Origin of the sequence: Faecalibacterium sp. OF03-6AC (assembly GCF_003478175.1) — a bacterium.
Classification (GTDB): domain Bacteria; phylum Bacillota; class Clostridia; order Oscillospirales; family Ruminococcaceae; genus Faecalibacterium; species Faecalibacterium taiwanense.
Genome location: NZ_QUEN01000001.1, coordinates 50,828 through 70,463 on the forward strand (window position 1 = coordinate 50,828; position 19,636 = coordinate 70,463).

Here is a 19,636-nt window from a genome sequence, read left to right on the forward strand (position 1 = left end):
TTTATACAGCACAAACTGCCGCACCCGTTTTTGCAGGTGTGGCAGCTGTGAAAAAAGCCAAATTACAGTTTATAGATCTCATCCATGAACTGATCCAGGATGTTGTCTCCGGTCAGCTTTTTGATGGGCTTGCCGTGGATGAACAGCACCGCCTCGCCCTTGCCGCCGGCAATGCCGATGTCTGCTTCGCGGGCTTCACCGGGGCCGTTGACCACGCAGCCCATCACGGCCACCTTGATGGATTTTTTGCAGCCCTGCAGCCGCTTTTCCACCTCATTGGCGATCTCGGTGCAGGGATACTGGGTACGGCCGCAGGTGGGGCAGGTGATGACCTCCGGGCCTGCTACCGGGAAGCCCACGGCGCGCAGGATGTTGTAGCCCGCTTCCACTTCCTTTTCCGGCTCTGCGGCCAGCGAGACGCGGATGGTATCGCCAATGCCTTCCAGCAGCATTCCGCCGATGCCCATGCCGCTTTTCAGCAGACCCATCTGGTAGGTACCCGCCTCGGTAACACCCACATGGAGCGGGTAATCCGTGACAGCGCTGAGCTGGCGGTAGGCCTCCATCATGCGGGGCACATTGGAGTTCTTGATGGAAATGACGATGTTGTTGAAATCGAATTTTTCCAGCAGGCGCACATGGTACAGTGCACTCTCCACCATGGCCTCCGGCGTGGGTGCGCCGTATTTTGCAAGGATGTGCTTTTCCAGACTGCCGCCATTCACGCCGATGCGGATGGGAATGTTCTTGCGCTGACAGGCATCCACCACAGCCTTCACCCGGTCATCGTCGCCGATGTTGCCGGGGTTGATGCGGATCTTATCCACGCCCACATCTGCGCAGGCCAGAGCCGCCTTGTAGTCAAAATGGATGTCTGCCACAATGGGGATGTTCACCGCATTCTTGACGGCTTCGATGCACTTTGCATCCGCCGGGCTGGGGCAGGTCACGCGCAAGATCTGACAGCCAGCAGCTTCGCACCGCTTTGCCTGCGCCACATTGCCCTCAATATCCTCCACCGGCACGTTGAGCATCGTCTGCACCGCAATAGGATTCTTGCCGCCGATGGTCACATTGCCGATCTTCACTTCCCGTTTTAACTGCCTCATAAAGCTCCCCTTTCTGTTTTTGCTCACATTGCACCGGTCACAAGCCGGATGATATCATTATAGGTTGCAAAGAGCATCAGGCCAAACAGCAGTGCAAAGGCCGCAATGGTCAGTGTGCCCTGCAGCTTTTCCGGCACTGCATGGCCGGTAACGCCCTCAATGATCAAAAATACCACCTTGCCGCCATCCAGTGCCGGGAAGGGCAGCAGATTGAACACGCCCAGATTGATGGTGATGAGGGCCAGCAGCTCCAGCAGATCCTGCCAGCCGTAGCTTGCCGCCTGACCGATCGCTGTCACGATACCCACCGGGCCGGACAGATCGTTGATGCTCTCGCGTCCGCGCACAAGGTCTTCCAGCGAGGTAAACACGATGCGTCCGTAGTACAGGGTGCTGTTCCACGCTTCTTTTAACACATTGAGCGGTGTTTTTTTGATGCCGTACACCGTAAAGCCAAGGGTCATATGGGTCTGGCCGTCCTCGTCCTGCCAGGTGTTGAACTGCACGTCCGACAGTTTCACCTTCTGGCCGTCCCGCTTGACCGTAAAATCGGCGCGATAGGCTTCGGTGCGCACCAGCTCATAAAGGATGTCGTTGGCCACAAAGCAGCGCCTGCCGTTCACGGCAACGATCTCGTCCCCCGCCTGCAGGCCGGTCTGGCCGCAGAGGGCATCGTTCTCAATGGAATAGATGGTCTTGCTGGTGATGGCTCCTTCCTGTGCTGCCACAAGAATGACCAGCACCACAAAGCCCAGCACGAAATTCATGAAGGCACCTGCCACCATCACAAGCACACGCTGCCATACCGATGCCTCGTTCAAAGGGATGCCGGTGCGCTGCTCCGGCGGGACAGGGTTTTCGTTCTCTGCTTCCCGTTCGTCGCGGGCCGCTTCGGCCTGCTGGCTCTCGGGGCTTTCCTCGCCCTCCAGCGCCACATAGCCGCCTACCGGCAATGCACGCAGGCTGTACTGGGTGCCCTTGTAAATTTTCTTCCACAAAGCCGGCCCCATGCCGATGGAAAACTCGTTGACCTGAATGCCGCAGAGCTTTGCCACGGTAAAGTGCCCGAATTCATGAATGGCGATCACAGCGCTGAACACGATCAATGCGGCGATCAGGGTGATAAAAATTGACATTGCGTCTCCTAAAGATCAAAGATGTGCGCGCACGAACTCTCGTGCCATGCGGTCGCACTCGTACACATCGCTGAGGGTATACTCGCCGCCAAAGCTGTCGCTGTCCACGACTGCTTCCACCAGACGGCCAATATCGAGGAAGCCAATTTTGTCCTCAAGGAAGAGCTTGACAGCTTCCTCATTGGCACCGTTGGCGGCGCATGGGCCGAGACCTCCCTTTTTGATGGCCTTTTTGCAGGCGGCAAGGCAGCGGAAGGTCTCGTCGTCTGCCACATCGAAGGTGAGCACCTTGAGTGCGGCAAAGTCCAGCTCCGGCACAACGCCGGGTACGCGCTTTGGGTAGGTGAGCGCATACTGGATGGGAATGCGCATATCCGGCACACCCAGCTGAGCAATGACCGAATGATCGCTGAACTGCACCGCCGAATGCACGATGCTCTGGCGCTGCACCACGATCTGGATCTTCTCCGGCGGCAGGCCGAACAGCCACACTGCCTCGATCAGCTCCAGACCCTTGTTCATCAAGGTGGCAGAGTCAATGGTGATCTTTGCGCCCATGTTCCAGTTGGGGTGCTTGAGGGCATCCGCCTTGGTCTTACCGCGCAGCTCCTCGGTCTTCATCCCGAAGAAGGGGCCGCCGGATGCCGTGAGCAGGATCTTGGTCAGGCTGGGGGCACTCTCCTTATCCTGCAGGCACTGGAAGATGGCCGAGTGTTCACTGTCCACCGGCAGCAGCTTTACACCATGCTTTGCCACGGCCTGTGTGACCAGATGGCCGCCAGTGACAAGACTCTCCTTGTTGGCAAGGGCCAGATCATGCCCGCTTTCGATCGCGCACAGGCTGGCACCAAGGCCTGCAATGCCCACCACGCTGTTCAGCACCACATCGGTGCCATCCAGTGCAGCCAGCTGCTTAAGACCCTCCGGCCCTACCAGCAGCCGGGGCGCATCTGCACGACCGGAAAGCTCCGCATCCAGCCTGCGGGCCGCATCCGGGTCGGTCATGCAGACATAGCGCGGATGAAACTCTTCGATCTGCTGCAGGATCTTGTCTACATGGCTGTGGGCAGAAAGACCGAACACCTCATAGCCCTGTGCACGGATCACATCCAGACTCTGGGTGCCAATGGAACCGGTAGAACCCAGCAGAGTGATTTTTTTCGACATCACATATTCCTCCCTTAATAGTAGAACACCGCCGTAATGACCATGGTCACAAAGGGCGCAATGAACATCACACTGTCAAAGCGGTCCAGAATGCCGCCGTGCCCCGGGAAGATGGTGCCGTAATCCTTGATGCCGCACTGGCGCTTGACCACGCTGGCAAACAGATCGCCATAAATGCCCAGCACCGCCGCCACGCAGCCCAGCAGCGCAATGATCACATACATGGAAACGCCAATGTTGGAGCGGGTGAAGGCTTCCATCCGGTTTGCTGCCACCGAGTATACCAGCGTGATGATCACACCAAACGCCATGGTGCCCAGAACACCGCCAACAGCACCTTCCACGGTCTTTTTGGGGCTGACCACCGGGCAGAGCTTATGCTTGCCAAAGGCACGGCCTGCAAAGTAGGCACAGGTATCGCCGCCCCAGGCAAAGCAGAGGATGAGCAGGATAAAGAACACCGCATCGTAGCCGTACTGCTCCACCGGCAGCAGCTCCTTGAGCCGGATAAAGGAATAGAAGCAGAAGATCACGATGCCGGAGAACATCAGCAGGCCGCTGGCCTTCTGATAGCTGATGGTGCCGTTGCGCACCACCAGATAGATGGCATAAAATGTGACCAGCAGAAAGGACACCGGCATCACCAGCCGCCGCATGACCTGATAGTTGCTCGTCATGACCAGCAGTGTATACGGCACCAGAACCGCATACATCAGCCAGTCCTTCTTTTCAAAGCCGAGGGCACTGTAGATCTCGTGAACGGCGATCAGCGTAATAGCTGCGATGACCAGATTAAAGAGCAGGGTGTTGAAGGTGAACATCACGCCGATCAGTACAATGATGCCCACGATTGCAGTAATAACACGTGTTTTCATAGATTGGATCTCCTTTTCACCGGTCGGGTGCCGCACCTTTCTATCTTTCAGTTTGGCCCCGGCAGCAAAGCCGCCGGGCCGTCCGGTCCCTGCACCGTGTGCAGGAGGTCTTGGATTTTACAGTCCGCCAAACCGGCGGGAACGATGATTGAACTCCTCAATGGCAGCGTCCAGATCGCTGCGGGTGAAATCCGGCCACAGAACGTCCATTTCTACCAGCTCCGAGTAAGCTGCCTGCCAGAGCATGAAGTTGGACAGCCGCTTTTCTCCGCTGGGACGCAGGATAAAATCCGGGTCCTTCTGGCCAGCGGTATACATGGCATCGCTGAGCAGCTGTTCCGTGATCTCTTCGGGCTTTATCTCCCCTGCCGCCGCCTTTGCCGCAAGCTGCTGCGCTGCCCGCACGATCTCCGGGCGGCCGCCGTAGTTGATGGCAATGTTCAGGGTCATGCCGGTCTTGACCGAAGAATCTGCTTCCAGCTTGTTCATCAGCTGCTGCAGCTTTTTATCCAGCACCGTGCGGTCACCCATGAACTTGATGCGGATATTGCGGTTCTTGTAGTCAAAGCCCTTCAGCAGATATTCGCCGAACAGCCGCATGATGGCGTTGACCTCTTCCAGCGGACGCTTCCAGTTCTCGGTGGAAAACGCATAGAAGTACACCGACGAAACGCCCAGCTCATCGCAGTAATCTGCAATATCGCTGAACACCTCTGCGCCTTTTTTGTGCCCGGCAGTGCGGGGCAGGCCGCGGTTCTTTGCCCAACGGCCGTTGCCGTCCATGATGATGCCGATGGAAAGGCCCTCGGCAAATTCTTTCGGATGCGCCATTATTTCCTCCCGGCAGCAATGCCACCTTCAACAAAAGTGCCGCGCACTCTTCTTCAGCGCACGGCACCTCCAGTCTATTGCATCTGCGCAGATCAGACAGACATGATCTCCTTCTGCTTTTCTTCCACCGCAGCATCGATGTTCTTGATATACTTGTCGGTCAGCTTCTGGACATCCTCTTCCATGGTCTTCTGGCTGTCCTCGGTCAGCTCGCCGGCCTTCTTCATGGCCTTGGCCTTATCCATAGCCTCGCGGCGGATGTTGCGCACTGCCACCTTAGCCTCCTCGCCCAGCTTGGAAACTTCCTTTGCCAGCTGCTTGCGGCGCTCCTCGGTGGGAGCCGGGAAGTTCAGGCGGATGGTAGAGCCGTCATCAATGGGAGTGATACCCACATCGCTGGCCATGATGGCCTTGCTGATGGGGCGCAGCAGGGTGCGGTCCCACGGGGTAATGGTCAGGGTGCGTGCTTCGGCCACAGCCACGGATGCCACCTGCTGGATGGGAGTGGGGGCACCATAATAATCCACGCTGACCTTATCCAGCACAGCGGGATTTGCGCGGCCTGCGCGCACAGCGCCCAGTTCGCGGCCCAGATGTTCGACCGAGCTCTTCATCTTGTCTTCGTAAACCTTGGTGTTGCTGCTCATTGCGGTAGTCTCCTGTTCCTTTTTATCTTGGGGCTGCGCTGCAATGCGTCTGCCCTATAATGTATGTCGGCTGCAGGCGTTTCAGCCCTCGTAAACCAGTGTGCCCACATTCTCGCCCTGCACGGCACGGGCAATGTTGTCCGGGTCGGCCAGATCGAACACGAGGATGGGCAGCTTGTTGTCGCGGCACAGAGTAGCAGCAGTGCCATCCATAACAGCCAGCTGGTCTTCCAGCACCTTGGTAAAGGTAAGGGTATCGTATTTCTTTGCATCCGGGTACTTGTGGGGGTCCTTATCGTAGACGCCATCCACCATGGTAGCCTTGAACATCACATCGGCGCTCACTTCCACAGCGCGCAGAGCGGTTGCCGTATCCGTGGAGAAGAACGGGTTGCCGGTGCCGCCGCCGAACACGGCGATCTTGCCCTCGTCCATGGCGCGCAGGGCATCCTTGCGGGTAAAGGGCTGTGCCACCTGTGGCATGGTGATGGAGGTGAACACCTCAGTGGGCACACCCAGCTGTTCCAGCTTATCGGAAACGGCCAGTGCGTTCATCACGGTTGCCAGCATACCGATCTTATCGGCCAGTGTGCGCTCCATCTTGCCGCTGGAACGGCCGCGCCAGAAGTTGCCGCCGCCCACAACAATGCCGATCTGCACACCGAGGTCGTGTGCTTTCTTCACGCCGCCGCAGATTGCGTCCATGGTGGGCTCGTCAAAACCCATGCCCTTTTCGCCGCCCAGTGCTTCGCCGCTGATCTTCAGAAGGATACGCTGATATTTCAATGCCATAATCCAAACACCACCTGTTTTTTATCTTCCGTCAGGGCATAGGCATACCCTGGCATTTTTTACTATAGCTTATTTTACAATAAAACATTCATAAAGTAAACAGGAAATCTGCGCGGAAATTGCTTAAGCTTTTATGAACGGCTGCGCAGACCGCGCAGCAGCTGCTTCATTCCGGGCGGAATGCGGCGGCTTTCCACCGCTTTCTGGATGGCTTTGTTGTGGGTCCACAGATCCAGCCGCTTTTCTGTGAGCCACGGCAGCGCGGCATCTGGCTGCTTTGCTAGTGCTGTGGCAAAATACCATGCCCGCATCATATTGATATAGTATTCCGTGCTGCGCACATCGGCCACCCATTCCAGATATTCCAGCCGGAATGCATCGTCCAGATAATAGCGCATCAGCATCTCCATGCCATAGCGCACGGTGTACACCTCGCCCGAATCCAGCCAGCGGCGAATGGGCACCAGCAGTTTCTTCTTGTGCTTTGCAAACACTTTGGGGCAAAAGCAGTCACAGGTGGCCCAGTTGTTGATGTAGGGCAGGAACGCTTCCGTTTCAGCCAGCGCCCTGTCGTAGTCCCGGATAAGTTCGATCAGAAACGCGTGGAGGTTGTTCTCTTCGTAGTATCCATGCGGCAGGGCCTGTAAAAACACTTCTGCCTGCGCTGTGCCCGCGAGCTGTTTTGCCAGCCTGCGCAGAGCCGGAACGCGCACGCCAATCACCGTTTCCGGCGGCACGGTGGGCATCAACGCACTGTGAAAGGTGCGGTATGCTTCATCCTGCAAGGCAAACAGCCGCGCACGAATGATCTCTGCTTCCGGCTCCATCCTCTCTCCCTCCGTTCTTTTCTATTGTAGCAGAGCCGTATGGAAAAGCAAGGCCGTTCCGGCATTCTTTTCCGGTGCTTTAAGGAACACACAAAAATTGGGCTGGACATTTGTGCCAGAACATGCTATAATATCGTTCGTAAATGCGGGCATCGTACATCGGCTAGTATATCAGCCTTCCAAGCTGAGGAGGTGGGTTCGATTCCCATTGCCCGCTCCATGCAAAAAAGCGCCGTGGCCTTTTGGGTCACGGTGCTTTTGTTTTGCTTTATCGGTCCCACTTATCGCACAGGGCATTGATCTGGTCGGCAAACCTGGCAAGGTCTTTGTTTGCGCCGCCCTCGTTGTGCTCGATGACCCGCAGCAGGCGCTTGCCGGCGCTGACCAGCCGCTGGAACACACTGGCGGCACGGCTCTGGCCTTCATTCGCCTTGTGCTCAATGCGGACGCGCATGCCCTCCTGCAGGCAGACGGCCCCTTCGGCTCCGATGGCCCACTGTGCGCCGTTGTAGGGTGCGCAGGCAGTGAAGCCCTGTTCCGTCAAGGTCTCCACAAAGTGGTCCTCGGTCTCATCTTCGCCGTGCATCACGAACACGCGCTTTGGTTTCTGCTCAAAGGAGTTCACCCACCGCAGCAGGCCTTCTCTGTCCGCATGGCCGGACATGCCGGTGAGCTGGCACAGCTCTGCCTGCACCTCAATGGGTTCACCGAACAGCTTTACCGTCGTGGCACCTTCCAGCAGGGTGCGGCCCAGTGTGCCCACCGCCTGATAGCCCACGAACAGGATGGTGCACTCCGGCCGCCACAGATTATGCTTGAGGTGGTGGCGGATGCGGCCCGCTTCGCACATGCCGCTGGCCGAGAGGATGACCTTTGGCACGCGGTCTGCATTGATCATGCGGGATTCATCGCTGGTCACCGTGACGCGCAGCCCCGGGAAGGTGATCGGATCAATGCCTTTTTCCAGCAGAGCGCGGGTGTCCGCATCAAAGCAGTCCGGATCGGTATCTTTAAAGATGCGGGTCGCCTCGATGGCAAGCGGGCTGTCAATGTACACCGGGAAGTTGCCGTGCCCCTTCACAAGGCCCTTTTCCTTGATCTCACGGATAAAGTAGAGCATCTCCTGCGTGCGGCCCACCGCAAAGCTGGGAATGACCACATTGCCGCCCCGGTCAAAGGTGCGCTGCAGGATCTTCGTCAGCTCGCTCACATAGTCCGGCTTCGGGCCGTGGCTGCGGTCGCCGTAGGTAGATTCCATAAAGGCGTAGTCCGCCTCTTTGATGTAAGCAGGATCCTTGATGATGGGCTGATCCAGATTGCCGATATCACCGGAGAATACCAGCTTGGTCGTGGTCTCACCCTCGGTGATCCAAAGCTCTATGCTGGCCGAGCCAAGCAGATGGCCCACATCCACAAAGCGGGCTTCAATGCCCGGTGCAAGCTGGAAGCGCTGCTCATAGGCCTTGCCCACAAACAGCTTCATGGCTGCTTCAGCATCCTGCACAGTATACATCGGTTCCACCGGTTCTGCGCCGGAGCGCTGGCCCTTGCGGTTTTTCCACTCCGCTTCAAATTCCTGAATATGGGCCGAGTCCCGCAGCATGATGCCGCACAGCTCCACCGTGGGGTTCGTGGCATAGATCTTGCCGCGGAAGCCGTTGCGCACCAGCAGCGGCAGCATACCGGTATGGTCGATGTGTGCATGGGTGGCCAGCACCCAGTCGATCTCGCCGGGTGCCACCGGGATGGGCTGGTTCTCGTATACGTCCTTGCCCTGCTCCATGCCGCAGTCGATCAAAAAGCGCTGTCCAGCCGCTTCGATCAAAGTGCAGCTGCCGGTGACCTCATGGTTCGCGCCCAGAAATGTGATCTTCATAAAAACACCTCCGGCTTTATTTCTTCTGTACCCTTAGTATAGCATATTTTAAAGGTACACGCCGCACAAATTGCATGGCTTTTCTCAGGCATTCTGCCGAAAGGTTGAAAAAATTTTTATACAATCTTGACAAACCACCCCTTCCTGTTATAAACTTAAACTTGTATGACGTTCGTTCGTATTTTATGAGTTTTAATAATAGAGAGGTTGAATTTTATGGTTCGTAACGATTTGCGCAACGTTGCCATTATCGCTCACGTTGACCACGGCAAGACCACCCTGGTGGATGCAATGCTGCGTCAGAGCGGCGCATTCCGCGATAATCAGGTCGTGGCTGAGCGCGTCATGGACAGCGGCGATATCGAGCGTGAGCGCGGCATTACCATTCTGGCCAAGAACTGCTCCTGCACCTACAAGGGTGTCAAGATCAATATTGTCGATACTCCGGGCCATGCCGACTTTGGCGGCGAGGTGGAGCGCGTTTTGAAAATGGTCAACGGCGTTCTGCTGCTGGTGGATGCCGCCGAGGGCTGCATGCCCCAGACCCGTTTTGTGCTGCAGAAGGCTCTGCAGCAGAACCTGAGCCTGGTGGTGGCCATCAACAAGATCGACCGCCCCGATGCCCGCATCAAGGAAGTCATCGATGAGGTGCTGTACCTGCTGATGGATCTGGGTGCCACCGATGAGCAGCTGGACTGCCCCATGCTGTTCTGCTGCGGCCGTGATGGCACCGCAAGCCTGGACCCGGATGTGCCCGGCACCGACCTGATCCCCCTGTTCGATACTCTGCTGAGCACCATCAAGCCGCCTGAGGGCGACCCCGAGGCTCCCTTCCAGATGCTGGTGTCCTCTGTGGACTATAACGACTTCGTGGGCCGCATCGGCATTGGCCGCATCCAGAACGGCGTTGCCAAGGTGGGCGAGGAAGTTGTCGTCTGTGACTGGCACAATCAGGATCTGAAGATGCGCGGCCGTCTGACCAAGCTGTACGACTTTCAGGCCAATGGCCGTCAGCCGTGCGATAACATTACCGCCGGCGATATCGTGGCCTTCTCCGGCCTGCCCGACGTGACCATCGGCAATACCCTGTGCAGCCCCTCCAATGTGGAGCCGCTGCCCTTCGTGAAAATCAACGATCCTACTGTTGAAATGACCTTCTCCGTCAACGACAGCCCGCTGGCCGGCCGCGAGGGCAAGTACGTCACCAGCCGCCAGATTCGTGACCGTTTGCAGAAGGAACTGCTGAAGGATGTCGCTTTGAAGGTGGAGGATTCCGCCACCACCGATTCCTTCCGCGTTATGGGCCGTGGTGAGATGCACCTGTCCATCCTGATCGAGACCATGCGCCGTGAAGGTTATGAGCTGCAGGTCTCTCCCCCGCACGTTCTGACCAAGGTCATCGACGGCAAGACCTATGAGCCTATGGAGCATGTCGTCATCGATGTGCCCACCCAGTATCAGGGCGCTGTCATGACCGGCCTGGGCCAGCGCAAGGCTATCCTGCAGCAGATGGAATCTCTGGGCACCGACCGTGTGCGTCTGGAGTTCCGTATGCCCAGCCGCGGCCTGTTCGGCTACCGCAACCAGTTCCTGACCGATACCCACGGCGAAGGCATCATCAACCAGATCTTCGACGGTTACGATGTCTGGGCTGGCATGATTGCCAACCGCTCCACCGGTTCTCTGGTCAGCTTTGAGACCGGCGAGGCTGTCACCTACGGTCTGTTCAATGCTCAGCAGCGCGGCACCCTTCTGGTGGGCGCTGGTGAAAAGGTCTACGAGGGCATGGTCATTGGCTACACCGCTTCCGGCGAGGACGTGGATGTCAACGTCTGCAAGACCAAGCACCTGACCAATACCCGTGCATCTGGCTCCGATGATGCTCTGCGCCTGATCCCCATTAGCAAGCTCAGTCTGGAAGGCTGCCTGGAATTCCTTGCACAGGACGAGCTGCTGGAGGTCACTCCTGAAAATCTGCGCATCCGCAAGCAGATCCTGAACCACGAGCAGCGCATGAAGGCCAAGAGCAAGCTGAAATAAGCCTTTCCTTCTTTTATAATATGTACTTTACCGTCCTGCAGCGTTTCAAAACGCTGCAGGACGGTTTTATTTTGCCAAAAATGATTCATTTTTTAAAAAAGGCTTGCAAAAGGCATTCTTATGCGGTATAATATCTCTCGCAGTCACAAATGTGATCTGCCTCTTTAGCTCAGTCGGTTAGAGCACCTGACTGTTAATCAGGGTGTCGCCTGTTCGAGTCAGGCAAGAGGCGCCAGAAGAAAAGGCAATGTTCCACGGAACATTGCCTTTTTTGTTTGTCCCATACTACACCCTTTTTCTGTACAGCCATGCAGTCGTGTTTCTCCTCTGTTTTTGGGCTTCTCTGTCCCAAAAACACAGCATTCATGCGAAAAAAGCATCAAGCATAATGATTTCTTAAAATTTGACTACTTGAAGAAGATGTCACATTGTGGTATACTGCTTATAAGCTTTGGGAATTTGTATCTGTTTTTCCAAAGTCCGGCACACAGATCAAAGGGTAGGTGCTCCCTTCTTTTGATAGCAGCCGACCGGTGTTTTGTCATGGTTCTCCGCAGGACAGGACAAAGCACCGGTTTCTGTGCTGCTGTTTCAGGCTCCGGCTCTTTTCACGTTGTCAGATCTGCGGCAGGCCGCTTCTTCAAAACGCCTGCCGCTGTTTGAATAAATTTGTATATGATCAAAGGAAGCATCTATGCGTTATACCTATGTCCGGCAGCACGACACCACTGACTGTGCGGCTGCCTGCCTCGCAATGGTGTGCCTCCATTACAAAAAGGAAGTTACCATCACCCGCCTGCGCGATATGATGGGTACCGACCTGAAAGGCACGAACCTTGTTGGTTTGCAGAAAGCCGCTAATGAGTTGGGTTTCACCACTGCAGCGGTTCGCGTAGACCGTGAAAATTTCCTCAGCGATTTCTCGCTGCCCTGCATTGCGCAGGTCATCACCGATCAGGGTCTGGCCCACTTTGTGGTCGTCTTTAAAAAGACCACCATCAAAGATGACGGTGAGCGTCGTCGGCACATGCTGAAAGAAGCCGAATCCGCCAAGGAAGATGAGAAGAACGGCAGAAAACACAAGTGCAAGGATTATGTCGTGATCGGCGACCCCGGCAGTGAGCTGAAAAAGATCTCTCTGGATGAGTTCTACAAGAACTTTACCGGTGTTCTGCTGCTGATGAACCCCACCTCGGAGTTCAAGGGCGGTAAGATCGAAAAGGGCGGCATGTTCAAGCGTTACATCGACCTGTTGCTGCCCCAGAAAAAACTCTTTGCCTATGCGATCCTGAGTTCTCTGATCGTTACGATCCTGGGCATCGCCTCCTCCATGTTCAACAAGATCCTGATGGACGAGGTCTTGCCATATGGCTTGGACAATCTGCTGGTCACACTGATTCTCGTGTTCAGCATGGTCAGCATCACCAATACGCTGGTGGGCTTTGTCCGGCAGTGGGTTCTGATCCACCTATCCATCAAGATCGATATTCCGCTGATGCTGGGCTACTTCGGGCATATCTTCCATCTGCCCATGAAGTTCTTTGCCACCCGCAAGACTGGTGATATCACCACCCGTTATTCGGATGCAAACACCATCAAATCCATCTTTACCAGCATTGCGCTGAGCTTGATCATGGATATCTCGATGGCCATTATCACCGGTATTATCCTGTTCCGCATGAATGCGATGCTCTTCTCGATCTCGCTGTTCATGGCTCTGGTCAGCATTCTGCTGGTGCTGATCTACAAGCAGCCTTACAAAAAGATCAACGAAGAGACCATGGTGCAGTCCGCTGCACTGAACAGCCAGATGATCGAAAGCCTGCGCGGCATTGAGACGGTCAAGTGCAACGCCAACGAGGATACCGAAATGGAGAACCTCGAGCGTGAGTACATCAAGAGCCTGAAGATCAGCCTGCGCTCCAGCAAGATCAGCACCACGCAGGGCCTGATTTCCTCCTTCATTTCCACCGGTTTCAGCATGTTGACCACCTATGTGGGTATCAGTCAGGTTCTGAAGGGTGAAATGACACTGGGCGGATTCATGGCCTTCAGCACGCTGTCCTCTTACTTTACTTCCCCGCTGAGCAACCTGATCGGTCTACAGATGCAGATTCAGGAGGCCAGCATTTCCATGAAGCGTCTGGGCGAGATCATGGATTATCCCTCCGAGACGGTCGGCGACGAAGACCGCACCGATCTGGACAAGGTGGAGGGCGATATCGAGTTCAAGGATGTCACTTTCCGTTATGGCAACCGTGCCCCTGCACTGGATCACATCAGCTTTACCATTCCGGCCGGTAAAAAGGTCGCGCTGGTGGGCAGCAGCGGCAGTGGCAAATCCACGATCACCAAGCTTCTGCTCAAGTATTATGAGCCGGAAGATGGCGAGATCGACTTGAACGGTGTGAATCTGGCTGAATACACCAATGACTCTGTCCGCCGCGCAATTTCTTATGTGCCGCAGAACGTTGAGCTGTTCAGCAAGACCATTTATGATAACATCCGCGTTTCCCGTATGGACGCTACGATGGACGAAGTCAAGGAAGCTGCCAAGAAGGCAGATGCTCACGACTTTATCCGTCATCTGCCCCTGCAGTATAACACCTATCTGGAAGAAGCAGGCAACGGCCTGTCCGGCGGTGAAAAGCAGCGCATTGCGCTGGCACGCGCTTTCCTGAAAGATTCCAACCTCTACATTCTGGATGAATCCACCAGTAATCTGGACTTTGCTACGGAAAATCTGATCTTCAACATGATCTACGATCAGCTTGCAGATCGTTCCATGCTGATCGTAGCTCACCGCCTGTCCACCGTTCGTGACTGTGATCTGATCCTTGTGATGGATCACGGCAAGATCGTGGAACGCGGCACGCACGATGAGCTGCTTGCCAAGGAAGGCAAGTACTACGAGCTGTGGAACATGCAGCAGGGTATCTACCGCAGCAAAAAGGCAGAGCCCAAGCAGTCTGTCATGCAGGCCGTGGTGGAAGAGGATGACGACGGTGAGTCGATCACCTATTGATGTGTTGCAGCCGGGTGCGCACCCGGTTACATATGAAAGAGAGTAATTCATGATGGATAGCTTGATTTGACATAGTTTTGCTGTGTCAGATAAAAAAGAGCTAGAAAGACTTTCTGTTTAGTAGAAGTAGATGGTGTTATCCTGAACAGGCCCTGCCTGCTCAGGTGACTATGCCTCACTATGGTGTGCCCGGAGGCAAAACGCCTCCGGGCACATTTTATTCGCAAGATCCCTATTACTTTTATAAGTAGTAGGCGATCGGGAGCGGAGAGGAAGCTACTCTCTGCAGCGGTTTTCTCCCCTTTCTCGATTGCCTATTACTGCCTCTTCTGAGGTAAATCTGAAAAGGAACCGAGGTATTCAACATGAAAGAGATCAAAGTAGCCGAGAACAAGACCCTGAAGCTCACCAATGTGCTCTCCCGTGAGATCCATCCGGAAGAGATGGCCAGCCTGCCCGTGGTGCTGACCCAGATGCACAACTTTATCAAGAGCAACAACGCACAGCCCATTGGCCCCATTGTGCAGGCCATGGTGGTTGGTGAGGACCGTCAGATGCACCTGTACATGATGCAGCAGGCTACCCAGTTCATCGGCCAGATGGAGCAGGACTACCATATGGATGCTATTCTGCGCGTGAAGAACTGCCTGTATGCCCACTACACCGGCCCCATGCCCGAAAGCCAGCTGGCTTCCTACAAGCTGCAGGTCCACGCTTTTGAGAATGAGCAGAAACTGACCGGCACATCCTATACCATCTATGTCAATCAGGATGAGGATGATGCCGTGGTCGATGTCTTTATGGAGACCAAGTAATTATGACGATTAAAGTTCAGAACCTTTCGGATCTGCAGGACCGCCGCATCATGATGGAAAAAAAGCTGCCGCCTTATGGCTACGCTTTTGTCATTCTGGTGGGCATCTTCATGCTGTTTCTGGTGGTGTGGAGCACCCATACCAACCGCATTTATGTCAGCCAGAACGCAGGCACCGTGCAGGCCAGCAATAAAACCTATATCATGTCCAGTTATTCCGGCTCCATTACCGAGATGTATATTTCGGAGGGCAGCTATGTGAACGAGGGCGACCTCGTGGCCCACATCAAGAGCACGGATATCGACATGCAGCAGGATAACCTGGAAAGCCAGCTCAAGATCTACCAGACCCAGCTGGACCAGTACAACAAGCTGCTGCAGTGCGTGCAGGATGATACCAACTACTTCAGCGAGACAAACCCCGAAGATCAGCCCTACTACTATCAGTACGAGACCTACAAGAGCCAGGTCTCCCAGAAGACCTTTGATGCCACGGCCTATCAGGCTGCCGGTTACTCCGATGCTCAGATCAAGACCATGATGGAGCAGAGCCAGAGCGAAGTAGAAGCTCTGTACTACTCCACCATGCAGTCCATCTCCCAGAGCATTACCAGCGCACAGAGCAACGTGGACAACATTCAGGCTCAGCTCGATGCCTTGAACACCGGTGCCAACGATTACTATATCTACGCCCCAACCTCCGGTGTGATCCACATGGATACTCCTTACAAAGAGGGCATGGTGCTGAGCGCAGGCTCCCCGCTGGCCACTGTTGCCAGCGAGAACGACGATCTGGAGATCGTTGCCATGGTCACCGTGAATGACCGCCCGCTGCTTCATGTGGGTGACTCGTGCAAGATCGCTATTACCGGCCTTTCGGAGTATTCCTATGGCACCCTGACCGGCACTGTAACGGCCATTGACAGTGACGTGACGGCCAGCTCCAACGCTTCCTACTATAAGATGACCATTAAGCCCGATGCCACTTATGTGGTGAGCCGCAGCGGCGACAAGGTGGATCTTTCCAACGGCATGAGCGTTACTGCCCGTGTGGAGTACGATCAGGTCACCTATTTCGAGTACGCAATGGAAGCCCTGGGCGTTCTGTTCCGCTAAACCGGAGCTGTGCTGACTGCCAGCCGCCGTTATATCACCCAAAGAGGTACACTTACTATGAAATCAACCGCAAAAAAACTGGCCGTCTGTGCGGCAGCGCTCTGCCTGCTGGCCTGCGGCACAGCTGTGTCTGCGGCCGCAGCAAGCCCTGTCTCCGGCCTTGCCCTGAGCGGCGTTGCCATGCCGTGGGATCAGGACGTGCCTGCCGAAAGCATTGAGGCCGGCAGCTATACCGCCAACATGCTGCTGGGTTCCTCTCAGCAGCTGTCTCCTGTGGTGCGTCCGCGCAACTCTACCGACTCGGTTGTCTTTATCTCGGACGATACTTCCATCCTGACCGTGAGCAACTCCGGTGTCGTGCAGGCTGTGGGCGTAGGCACCACCCGCATCACCGCTGCCGCAGGCAACCAGATCTGTGCCTACACCATCGTTGTCTCCATGGATTCTTCCATGATCGTTACTGAGATGGACCTTTCCCTTTCCTCCAACACCATCTATGTTGGCAACTCGGTCTCGGCACAGCTGCAGGTGCGGCCTACTTCGGCTTCCAACTATGCCACCGTCACCCTGACCTCTTCCAATGAGAAGGTCGCCACGGTCAACAATTTCGGCCGTGTTACCGGCATTGCCCCCGGCACCGCCACCATTACCGCTACCTGCGGTTCGGTGACTGCTACCACCAATGTCACGGTCATGAGTATTCCCAACTCCGGCACCGGCACCGGCACCGCCAGCACTGGTTCTTCCAACAGCGGTCAGGTCGTCACGGTGAATCCTTCCTACGTTGTGCTCAAGCCCGGTGCCACCCGCACCCTGACCGCCAGTGTCAAGCCTTCTTCCGCTTCCCAGAAGTTCACCTATAAGTCCGCCAACAGCAACATTGCCACGGTCAGCCCCAGCGGCGTGATCACGGCTGTGGGCACCGGCGCTACTTCCATTACCGTTTCCAATGGCACTGCATCCGCCATGGTCACGGTCATCGTCAACCGTTCGGCTGCATCTTCTTCCGATAATTCTTCGGACAGCAGCTCCACCGAACCGGATAACGATACTCCCATCGAGATCGATCCCGTTGTGCAGGCCATTCAGGACAGTGAGGACAACGAGATCGTTTTCACACAGGCCGAGGTGCCTACCGTGACCGGTGATATCCTCAATGCGCTGCGCACCACCGGCAAGACCCTGTGCGTGGTGGGCGATGGCTACACCATGCAGATTGCAGGCAGCGGTGTCAAGAGCACCACCAGTGAGCTGGACACCATGCTCATCCTGACTGAGTCCGATCAGGGCATCGAGTTCGAGCTGGACAAGGGCAAGGCTCTTCCCTGCTCGGTGCGCATCGATCTGGATGTGAGCACCTATACCCGCCTGTATCTGTACAACGCCGTCTCCAACAAGTGGCAGTACCTGAACAGCTACACCGACGGCATCATCACTGCCGATACTGCAGGCCGTTATCTGCTGACCAACCAGAACCTGAAATTTGCCAATATCAACTGGACCTTCTTCATTGCCGGTGGTGTTGTAGTGGTTCTGATCGGCATTGCATATGTTGTGCTGAAAAAGCGCTACTGGTTCTGGTAATTTTCAAAACCACTCTTTCATGAAACAGCAAGACCCTCTCTGAGTGTGATATGCTCCCCCTAGAGTAGACAGAGTAAAACAAAAACTCTGCGTACTCTGGGGGTATTTTCATGTCAAGGAAGAACAATCACTTTTGCACAAAAAATTCGCCGTCTCCTTGTGGAAACGGCGAACAAAAACTGATATTATTTCTCTGTCTACTTGACGGAGCGCACTTCAATGGAACGCCTGGACTTTGTTTGCGTTATGATGTCTGCCTTCGTTACTTTTCAATGGGCTGCGAGGGCTTCCAGTCCTTGTAGTTCTCGTAGCGGCTCTCGCGGATCTTGGTGTGGGACCAGATCTCGTCCGCCGTGGGCTGCCAGTTGGCCGCATAGTTCTTGCACTTCTCGCACAGGTGCTCCACGCTTTCCGGGGACTGCAGGTCGGTGCTGTGGGCACCAGTCTCGTGCACCATCTTCTGCAGCAGTTCGGGGTTTTCCAGCATCGGGCAGGGACGCAGATGGTTCTTGTTGAAGGGCTGGCCGTTGTGATAAGCCATGAACAGCGGGCTGTGCAGGATCTCCAGGATGCTCTGGTCGTGGATGTTGGCGTTGGAATAGTGGATGAACACGCACGGCTCTGCGTCACCGGCAGAGTTGATGTGGAAGTAGTTGCGTCCGCCGGCAATACAGCCGCCCACAAACTCACCGTCGTTCTGGAAATCCATCGGGTAGAACGGGATATCGCACTCTTCCGAGCGCAGATAGCGGATGCGGTCGATCATATATTTGCGCTGCTCCGGGGTAGGCATCAGTTCCGGTGCTGCCTCGTTGCCCACGGGCATGTAGTGGAAGTAGAAGCCGAAGTGTGCGCCCTTCTCACACAGGAAACGCATGAACTCATCGTTGGTAACAGCTTCGATATTATCGCGGGTGTAGCAGATGGACGTGCCGAACACGATGCCGTGCTCCTTGAGCAGATCCATAGCATGCATAACAGCGGCATAGTGCCCCTCACCGCGGCGGGCATCGTTGGTCTCCGGGGTGCCCTCGATGGACAGCATGAAGGCAATGTTGCCCAGACGCACCACCTCTTTGCAGAAGGGCTCATCGATGAGGGTGGAGTTGGTGTAGATGGCAAACTGCACATCATTGTGCTTCTCGGCCAGCTTGAGGATATCAGCCTTACGCACCAGCGGCTCGCCGCCGGTCAGCATGTACAGGTACACGCCCAGCTCCTTGCCCTCGGTAACGATCTTGTCCATATCCTCAAAGCTGAGGTTATTCTTGTGACCATACTCGCCGGCCCAGCAGCCCACGCAGTGCATATTGCAGGCGGAAGTGGGGTCGAACAGGATCAGCCAGGGGATGTTGCACTGGTACTTCACACGGTTCTCGCGGATGGTCTTGGTGCCGCGGAAGAAAGCCTCGTAGCCCAGATTCAGCGCCATGGTGCGGGCCACATTGGGGTCGGTCTGATCCAGCACACAGTTGATGAGCTTGGACCACTTGCTGTCGGGGTCGGTCAGGGTCTGTCTGGCGTGTTCGTAGGCTTCAGCGCTGAACGAACTGCCATAGAACTGCTTTGCGACATCCACCAGTTGTCCCACGGTTTTCTGACGGTCTTTATCGGCATGAGAAAGCACCACGTCCACCATTTTACCAACGGCAGCACGCTGCATTTTATGAGTCAGGCTCTCAACAGAAGTATTCATTATCCTTTTCCTCCAAACGGTATTTTTCGGAGATCTCTTTTTCTATTTCTATGCCATTACTCTACCATTTTATCCCACAAGTTGCCATAAACAGAAAAAGC

Annotated in this window: 15 protein-coding genes and 2 tRNA genes; 7 read left to right on the forward strand and 10 right to left on the reverse strand. The window is 55.5% G+C overall.

The features are described 5' to 3' along the window. Nucleotides 1–62: 62 nt before the first annotated feature. The 8 genes from ispG to DXA66_RS00235 all read right to left on the reverse strand — a co-directional run bounded on the left by ispG (nt 63) and on the right by DXA66_RS00235 (nt 7,384). The gene (gene ispG / locus DXA66_RS00200) at nt 63–1,136 is read right to left on the reverse strand and encodes a flavodoxin-dependent (E)-4-hydroxy-3-methylbut-2-enyl-diphosphate synthase (protein ID WP_256372179.1); all 1,074 of its coding nucleotides are present in this window, start codon (nt 1,134–1,136) and stop codon (nt 63–65) included. After that, complete coding sequence (locus DXA66_RS00205) at nt 1,133–2,245, reverse strand: RIP metalloprotease (RefSeq protein WP_118526023.1); 1,113 nt, start codon at nt 2,243–2,245, stop codon at nt 1,133–1,135. Before DXA66_RS00205 ends, ispG begins: the two co-directional genes overlap by 4 nt. 15 nt (nt 2,246–2,260) lie before the next feature. Further along, entirely contained in the window at nt 2,261–3,412 is a 1,152-nt protein-coding gene (dxr, locus tag DXA66_RS00210) for a 1-deoxy-D-xylulose-5-phosphate reductoisomerase (protein WP_097777617.1), read from the reverse strand. A 14-nt stretch (nt 3,413–3,426) separates the two neighbouring features. Beyond that, nucleotides 3,427–4,287, reverse strand: a complete 861-nt coding sequence (locus DXA66_RS00215; protein WP_118526025.1) for a phosphatidate cytidylyltransferase — start codon at nt 4,285–4,287, stop codon at nt 3,427–3,429. A gap of 117 nt (nt 4,288–4,404) precedes the next feature. Beyond that, nucleotides 4,405–5,118 (reverse strand): polyprenyl diphosphate synthase, encoded by a 714-nt coding sequence (gene uppS, locus DXA66_RS00220; protein WP_118526027.1) that lies wholly within the window; start codon nt 5,116–5,118, stop codon nt 4,405–4,407. A 92-nt stretch (nt 5,119–5,210) separates the two neighbouring features. Beyond that, nucleotides 5,211–5,765: a ribosome recycling factor gene (frr, locus tag DXA66_RS00225; protein WP_005945866.1), complete on the reverse strand. Its 555-nt coding sequence runs from the start codon at nt 5,763–5,765 to the stop codon at nt 5,211–5,213. A gap of 81 nt (nt 5,766–5,846) precedes the next feature. Next, the gene (pyrH, locus tag DXA66_RS00230) at nt 5,847–6,557 is read right to left on the reverse strand and encodes a UMP kinase (protein WP_097801719.1); all 711 of its coding nucleotides are present in this window, start codon (nt 6,555–6,557) and stop codon (nt 5,847–5,849) included. Nucleotides 6,558–6,688: 131 nt separating this feature from the next. Next, nucleotides 6,689–7,384, reverse strand: coding sequence for a DNA alkylation repair protein (locus DXA66_RS00235; protein ID WP_118526029.1), 696 nt, complete (start codon nt 7,382–7,384; stop codon nt 6,689–6,691). A gap of 145 nt (nt 7,385–7,529) precedes the next feature. Between DXA66_RS00235 and DXA66_RS00240 the strand changes: the two genes are divergently transcribed. Continuing rightward, nucleotides 7,530–7,604: transfer RNA gene (locus DXA66_RS00240), tRNA-Gly, on the forward strand. Nucleotides 7,605–7,652: 48 nt separating this feature from the next. Here the strand turns inward: DXA66_RS00240 and DXA66_RS00245 are convergent. Then, the gene (locus DXA66_RS00245; protein WP_118526031.1) at nt 7,653–9,260 is read right to left on the reverse strand and encodes an MBL fold metallo-hydrolase RNA specificity domain-containing protein; all 1,608 of its coding nucleotides are present in this window, start codon (nt 9,258–9,260) and stop codon (nt 7,653–7,655) included. Nucleotides 9,261–9,476: 216 nt separating this feature from the next. Here DXA66_RS00245 and typA point away from each other — a divergent pair, with 216 nt between their 5' ends. The 6 genes from typA to DXA66_RS00275 all read left to right on the forward strand — a co-directional run bounded on the left by typA (nt 9,477) and on the right by DXA66_RS00275 (nt 17,839). Beyond that, nucleotides 9,477–11,300 (forward strand): translational GTPase TypA, encoded by a 1,824-nt coding sequence (gene typA / locus DXA66_RS00250; protein ID WP_005945857.1) that lies wholly within the window; start codon nt 9,477–9,479, stop codon nt 11,298–11,300. A 158-nt stretch (nt 11,301–11,458) separates the two neighbouring features. Then, a tRNA-Asn gene (locus tag DXA66_RS00255) sits at nt 11,459–11,535 on the forward strand. 459 nt (nt 11,536–11,994) lie between these two features. After that, nucleotides 11,995–14,325: a peptidase domain-containing ABC transporter gene (locus DXA66_RS00260; RefSeq protein ID WP_118526033.1), complete on the forward strand. Its 2,331-nt coding sequence runs from the start codon at nt 11,995–11,997 to the stop codon at nt 14,323–14,325. A gap of 365 nt (nt 14,326–14,690) precedes the next feature. Then, complete coding sequence (locus DXA66_RS00265; protein ID WP_097777610.1) at nt 14,691–15,140, forward strand: hypothetical protein; 450 nt, start codon at nt 14,691–14,693, stop codon at nt 15,138–15,140. Between the two features lie 2 nt (nt 15,141–15,142). After that, nucleotides 15,143–16,255 carry an HlyD family secretion protein gene (locus tag DXA66_RS00270; RefSeq protein ID WP_118526035.1) on the forward strand — a complete coding sequence of 371 codons (1,113 nt, stop codon included), beginning with the start codon at nt 15,143–15,145 and terminating at the stop codon, nt 16,253–16,255. Nucleotides 16,256–16,312: 57 nt separating this feature from the next. Beyond that, the gene (locus DXA66_RS00275) at nt 16,313–17,839 is read left to right on the forward strand and encodes an Ig-like domain-containing protein (protein WP_118526037.1); all 1,527 of its coding nucleotides are present in this window, start codon (nt 16,313–16,315) and stop codon (nt 17,837–17,839) included. Between the two features lie 262 nt (nt 17,840–18,101). On the opposite strand, the gene DXA66_RS00280 is transcribed toward DXA66_RS00275, so the two are convergent. Then, the gene (locus DXA66_RS00280) at nt 18,102–19,535 is read right to left on the reverse strand and encodes a radical SAM protein (protein ID WP_118526039.1); all 1,434 of its coding nucleotides are present in this window, start codon (nt 19,533–19,535) and stop codon (nt 18,102–18,104) included. Nucleotides 19,536–19,636 lie beyond the last annotated feature (101 nt).

What these genes read in the sequence shown, in the direction of transcription:
- typA (WP_005945857.1), top strand. Translation starts at nt 9,477, where the DNA reads ATGGTTCGTAACGATTTGCGCAACGTTGCCATTATCGCTCACGTTGAC.
- DXA66_RS00215 (WP_118526025.1), bottom strand. Translation starts at nt 4,287, where the DNA reads ATGAAAACACGTGTTATTACTGCAATCGTGGGCATCATTGTACTGATC.
- DXA66_RS00235 (WP_118526029.1), bottom strand. Translation starts at nt 7,384, where the DNA reads ATGGAGCCGGAAGCAGAGATCATTCGTGCGCGGCTGTTTGCCTTGCAG.
- DXA66_RS00245 (WP_118526031.1), bottom strand. Translation starts at nt 9,260, where the DNA reads ATGAAGATCACATTTCTGGGCGCGAACCATGAGGTCACCGGCAGCTGC.
- frr (WP_005945866.1), bottom strand. Translation starts at nt 5,765, where the DNA reads ATGAGCAGCAACACCAAGGTTTACGAAGACAAGATGAAGAGCTCGGTC.
- DXA66_RS00265 (WP_097777610.1), top strand. Translation starts at nt 14,691, where the DNA reads ATGAAAGAGATCAAAGTAGCCGAGAACAAGACCCTGAAGCTCACCAAT.
- DXA66_RS00280 (WP_118526039.1), bottom strand. Translation starts at nt 19,535, where the DNA reads ATGAATACTTCTGTTGAGAGCCTGACTCATAAAATGCAGCGTGCTGCC.
- DXA66_RS00260 (WP_118526033.1), top strand. Translation starts at nt 11,995, where the DNA reads ATGCGTTATACCTATGTCCGGCAGCACGACACCACTGACTGTGCGGCT.
- pyrH (WP_097801719.1), bottom strand. Translation starts at nt 6,557, where the DNA reads ATGGCATTGAAATATCAGCGTATCCTTCTGAAGATCAGCGGCGAAGCA.
- DXA66_RS00270 (WP_118526035.1), top strand. Translation starts at nt 15,143, where the DNA reads ATGACGATTAAAGTTCAGAACCTTTCGGATCTGCAGGACCGCCGCATC.
- uppS (WP_118526027.1), bottom strand. Translation starts at nt 5,118, where the DNA reads ATGGCGCATCCGAAAGAATTTGCCGAGGGCCTTTCCATCGGCATCATC.
- dxr (WP_097777617.1), bottom strand. Translation starts at nt 3,412, where the DNA reads ATGTCGAAAAAAATCACTCTGCTGGGTTCTACCGGTTCCATTGGCACC.
- DXA66_RS00205 (WP_118526023.1), bottom strand. Translation starts at nt 2,245, where the DNA reads ATGTCAATTTTTATCACCCTGATCGCCGCATTGATCGTGTTCAGCGCT.
- DXA66_RS00275 (WP_118526037.1), top strand. Translation starts at nt 16,313, where the DNA reads ATGAAATCAACCGCAAAAAAACTGGCCGTCTGTGCGGCAGCGCTCTGC.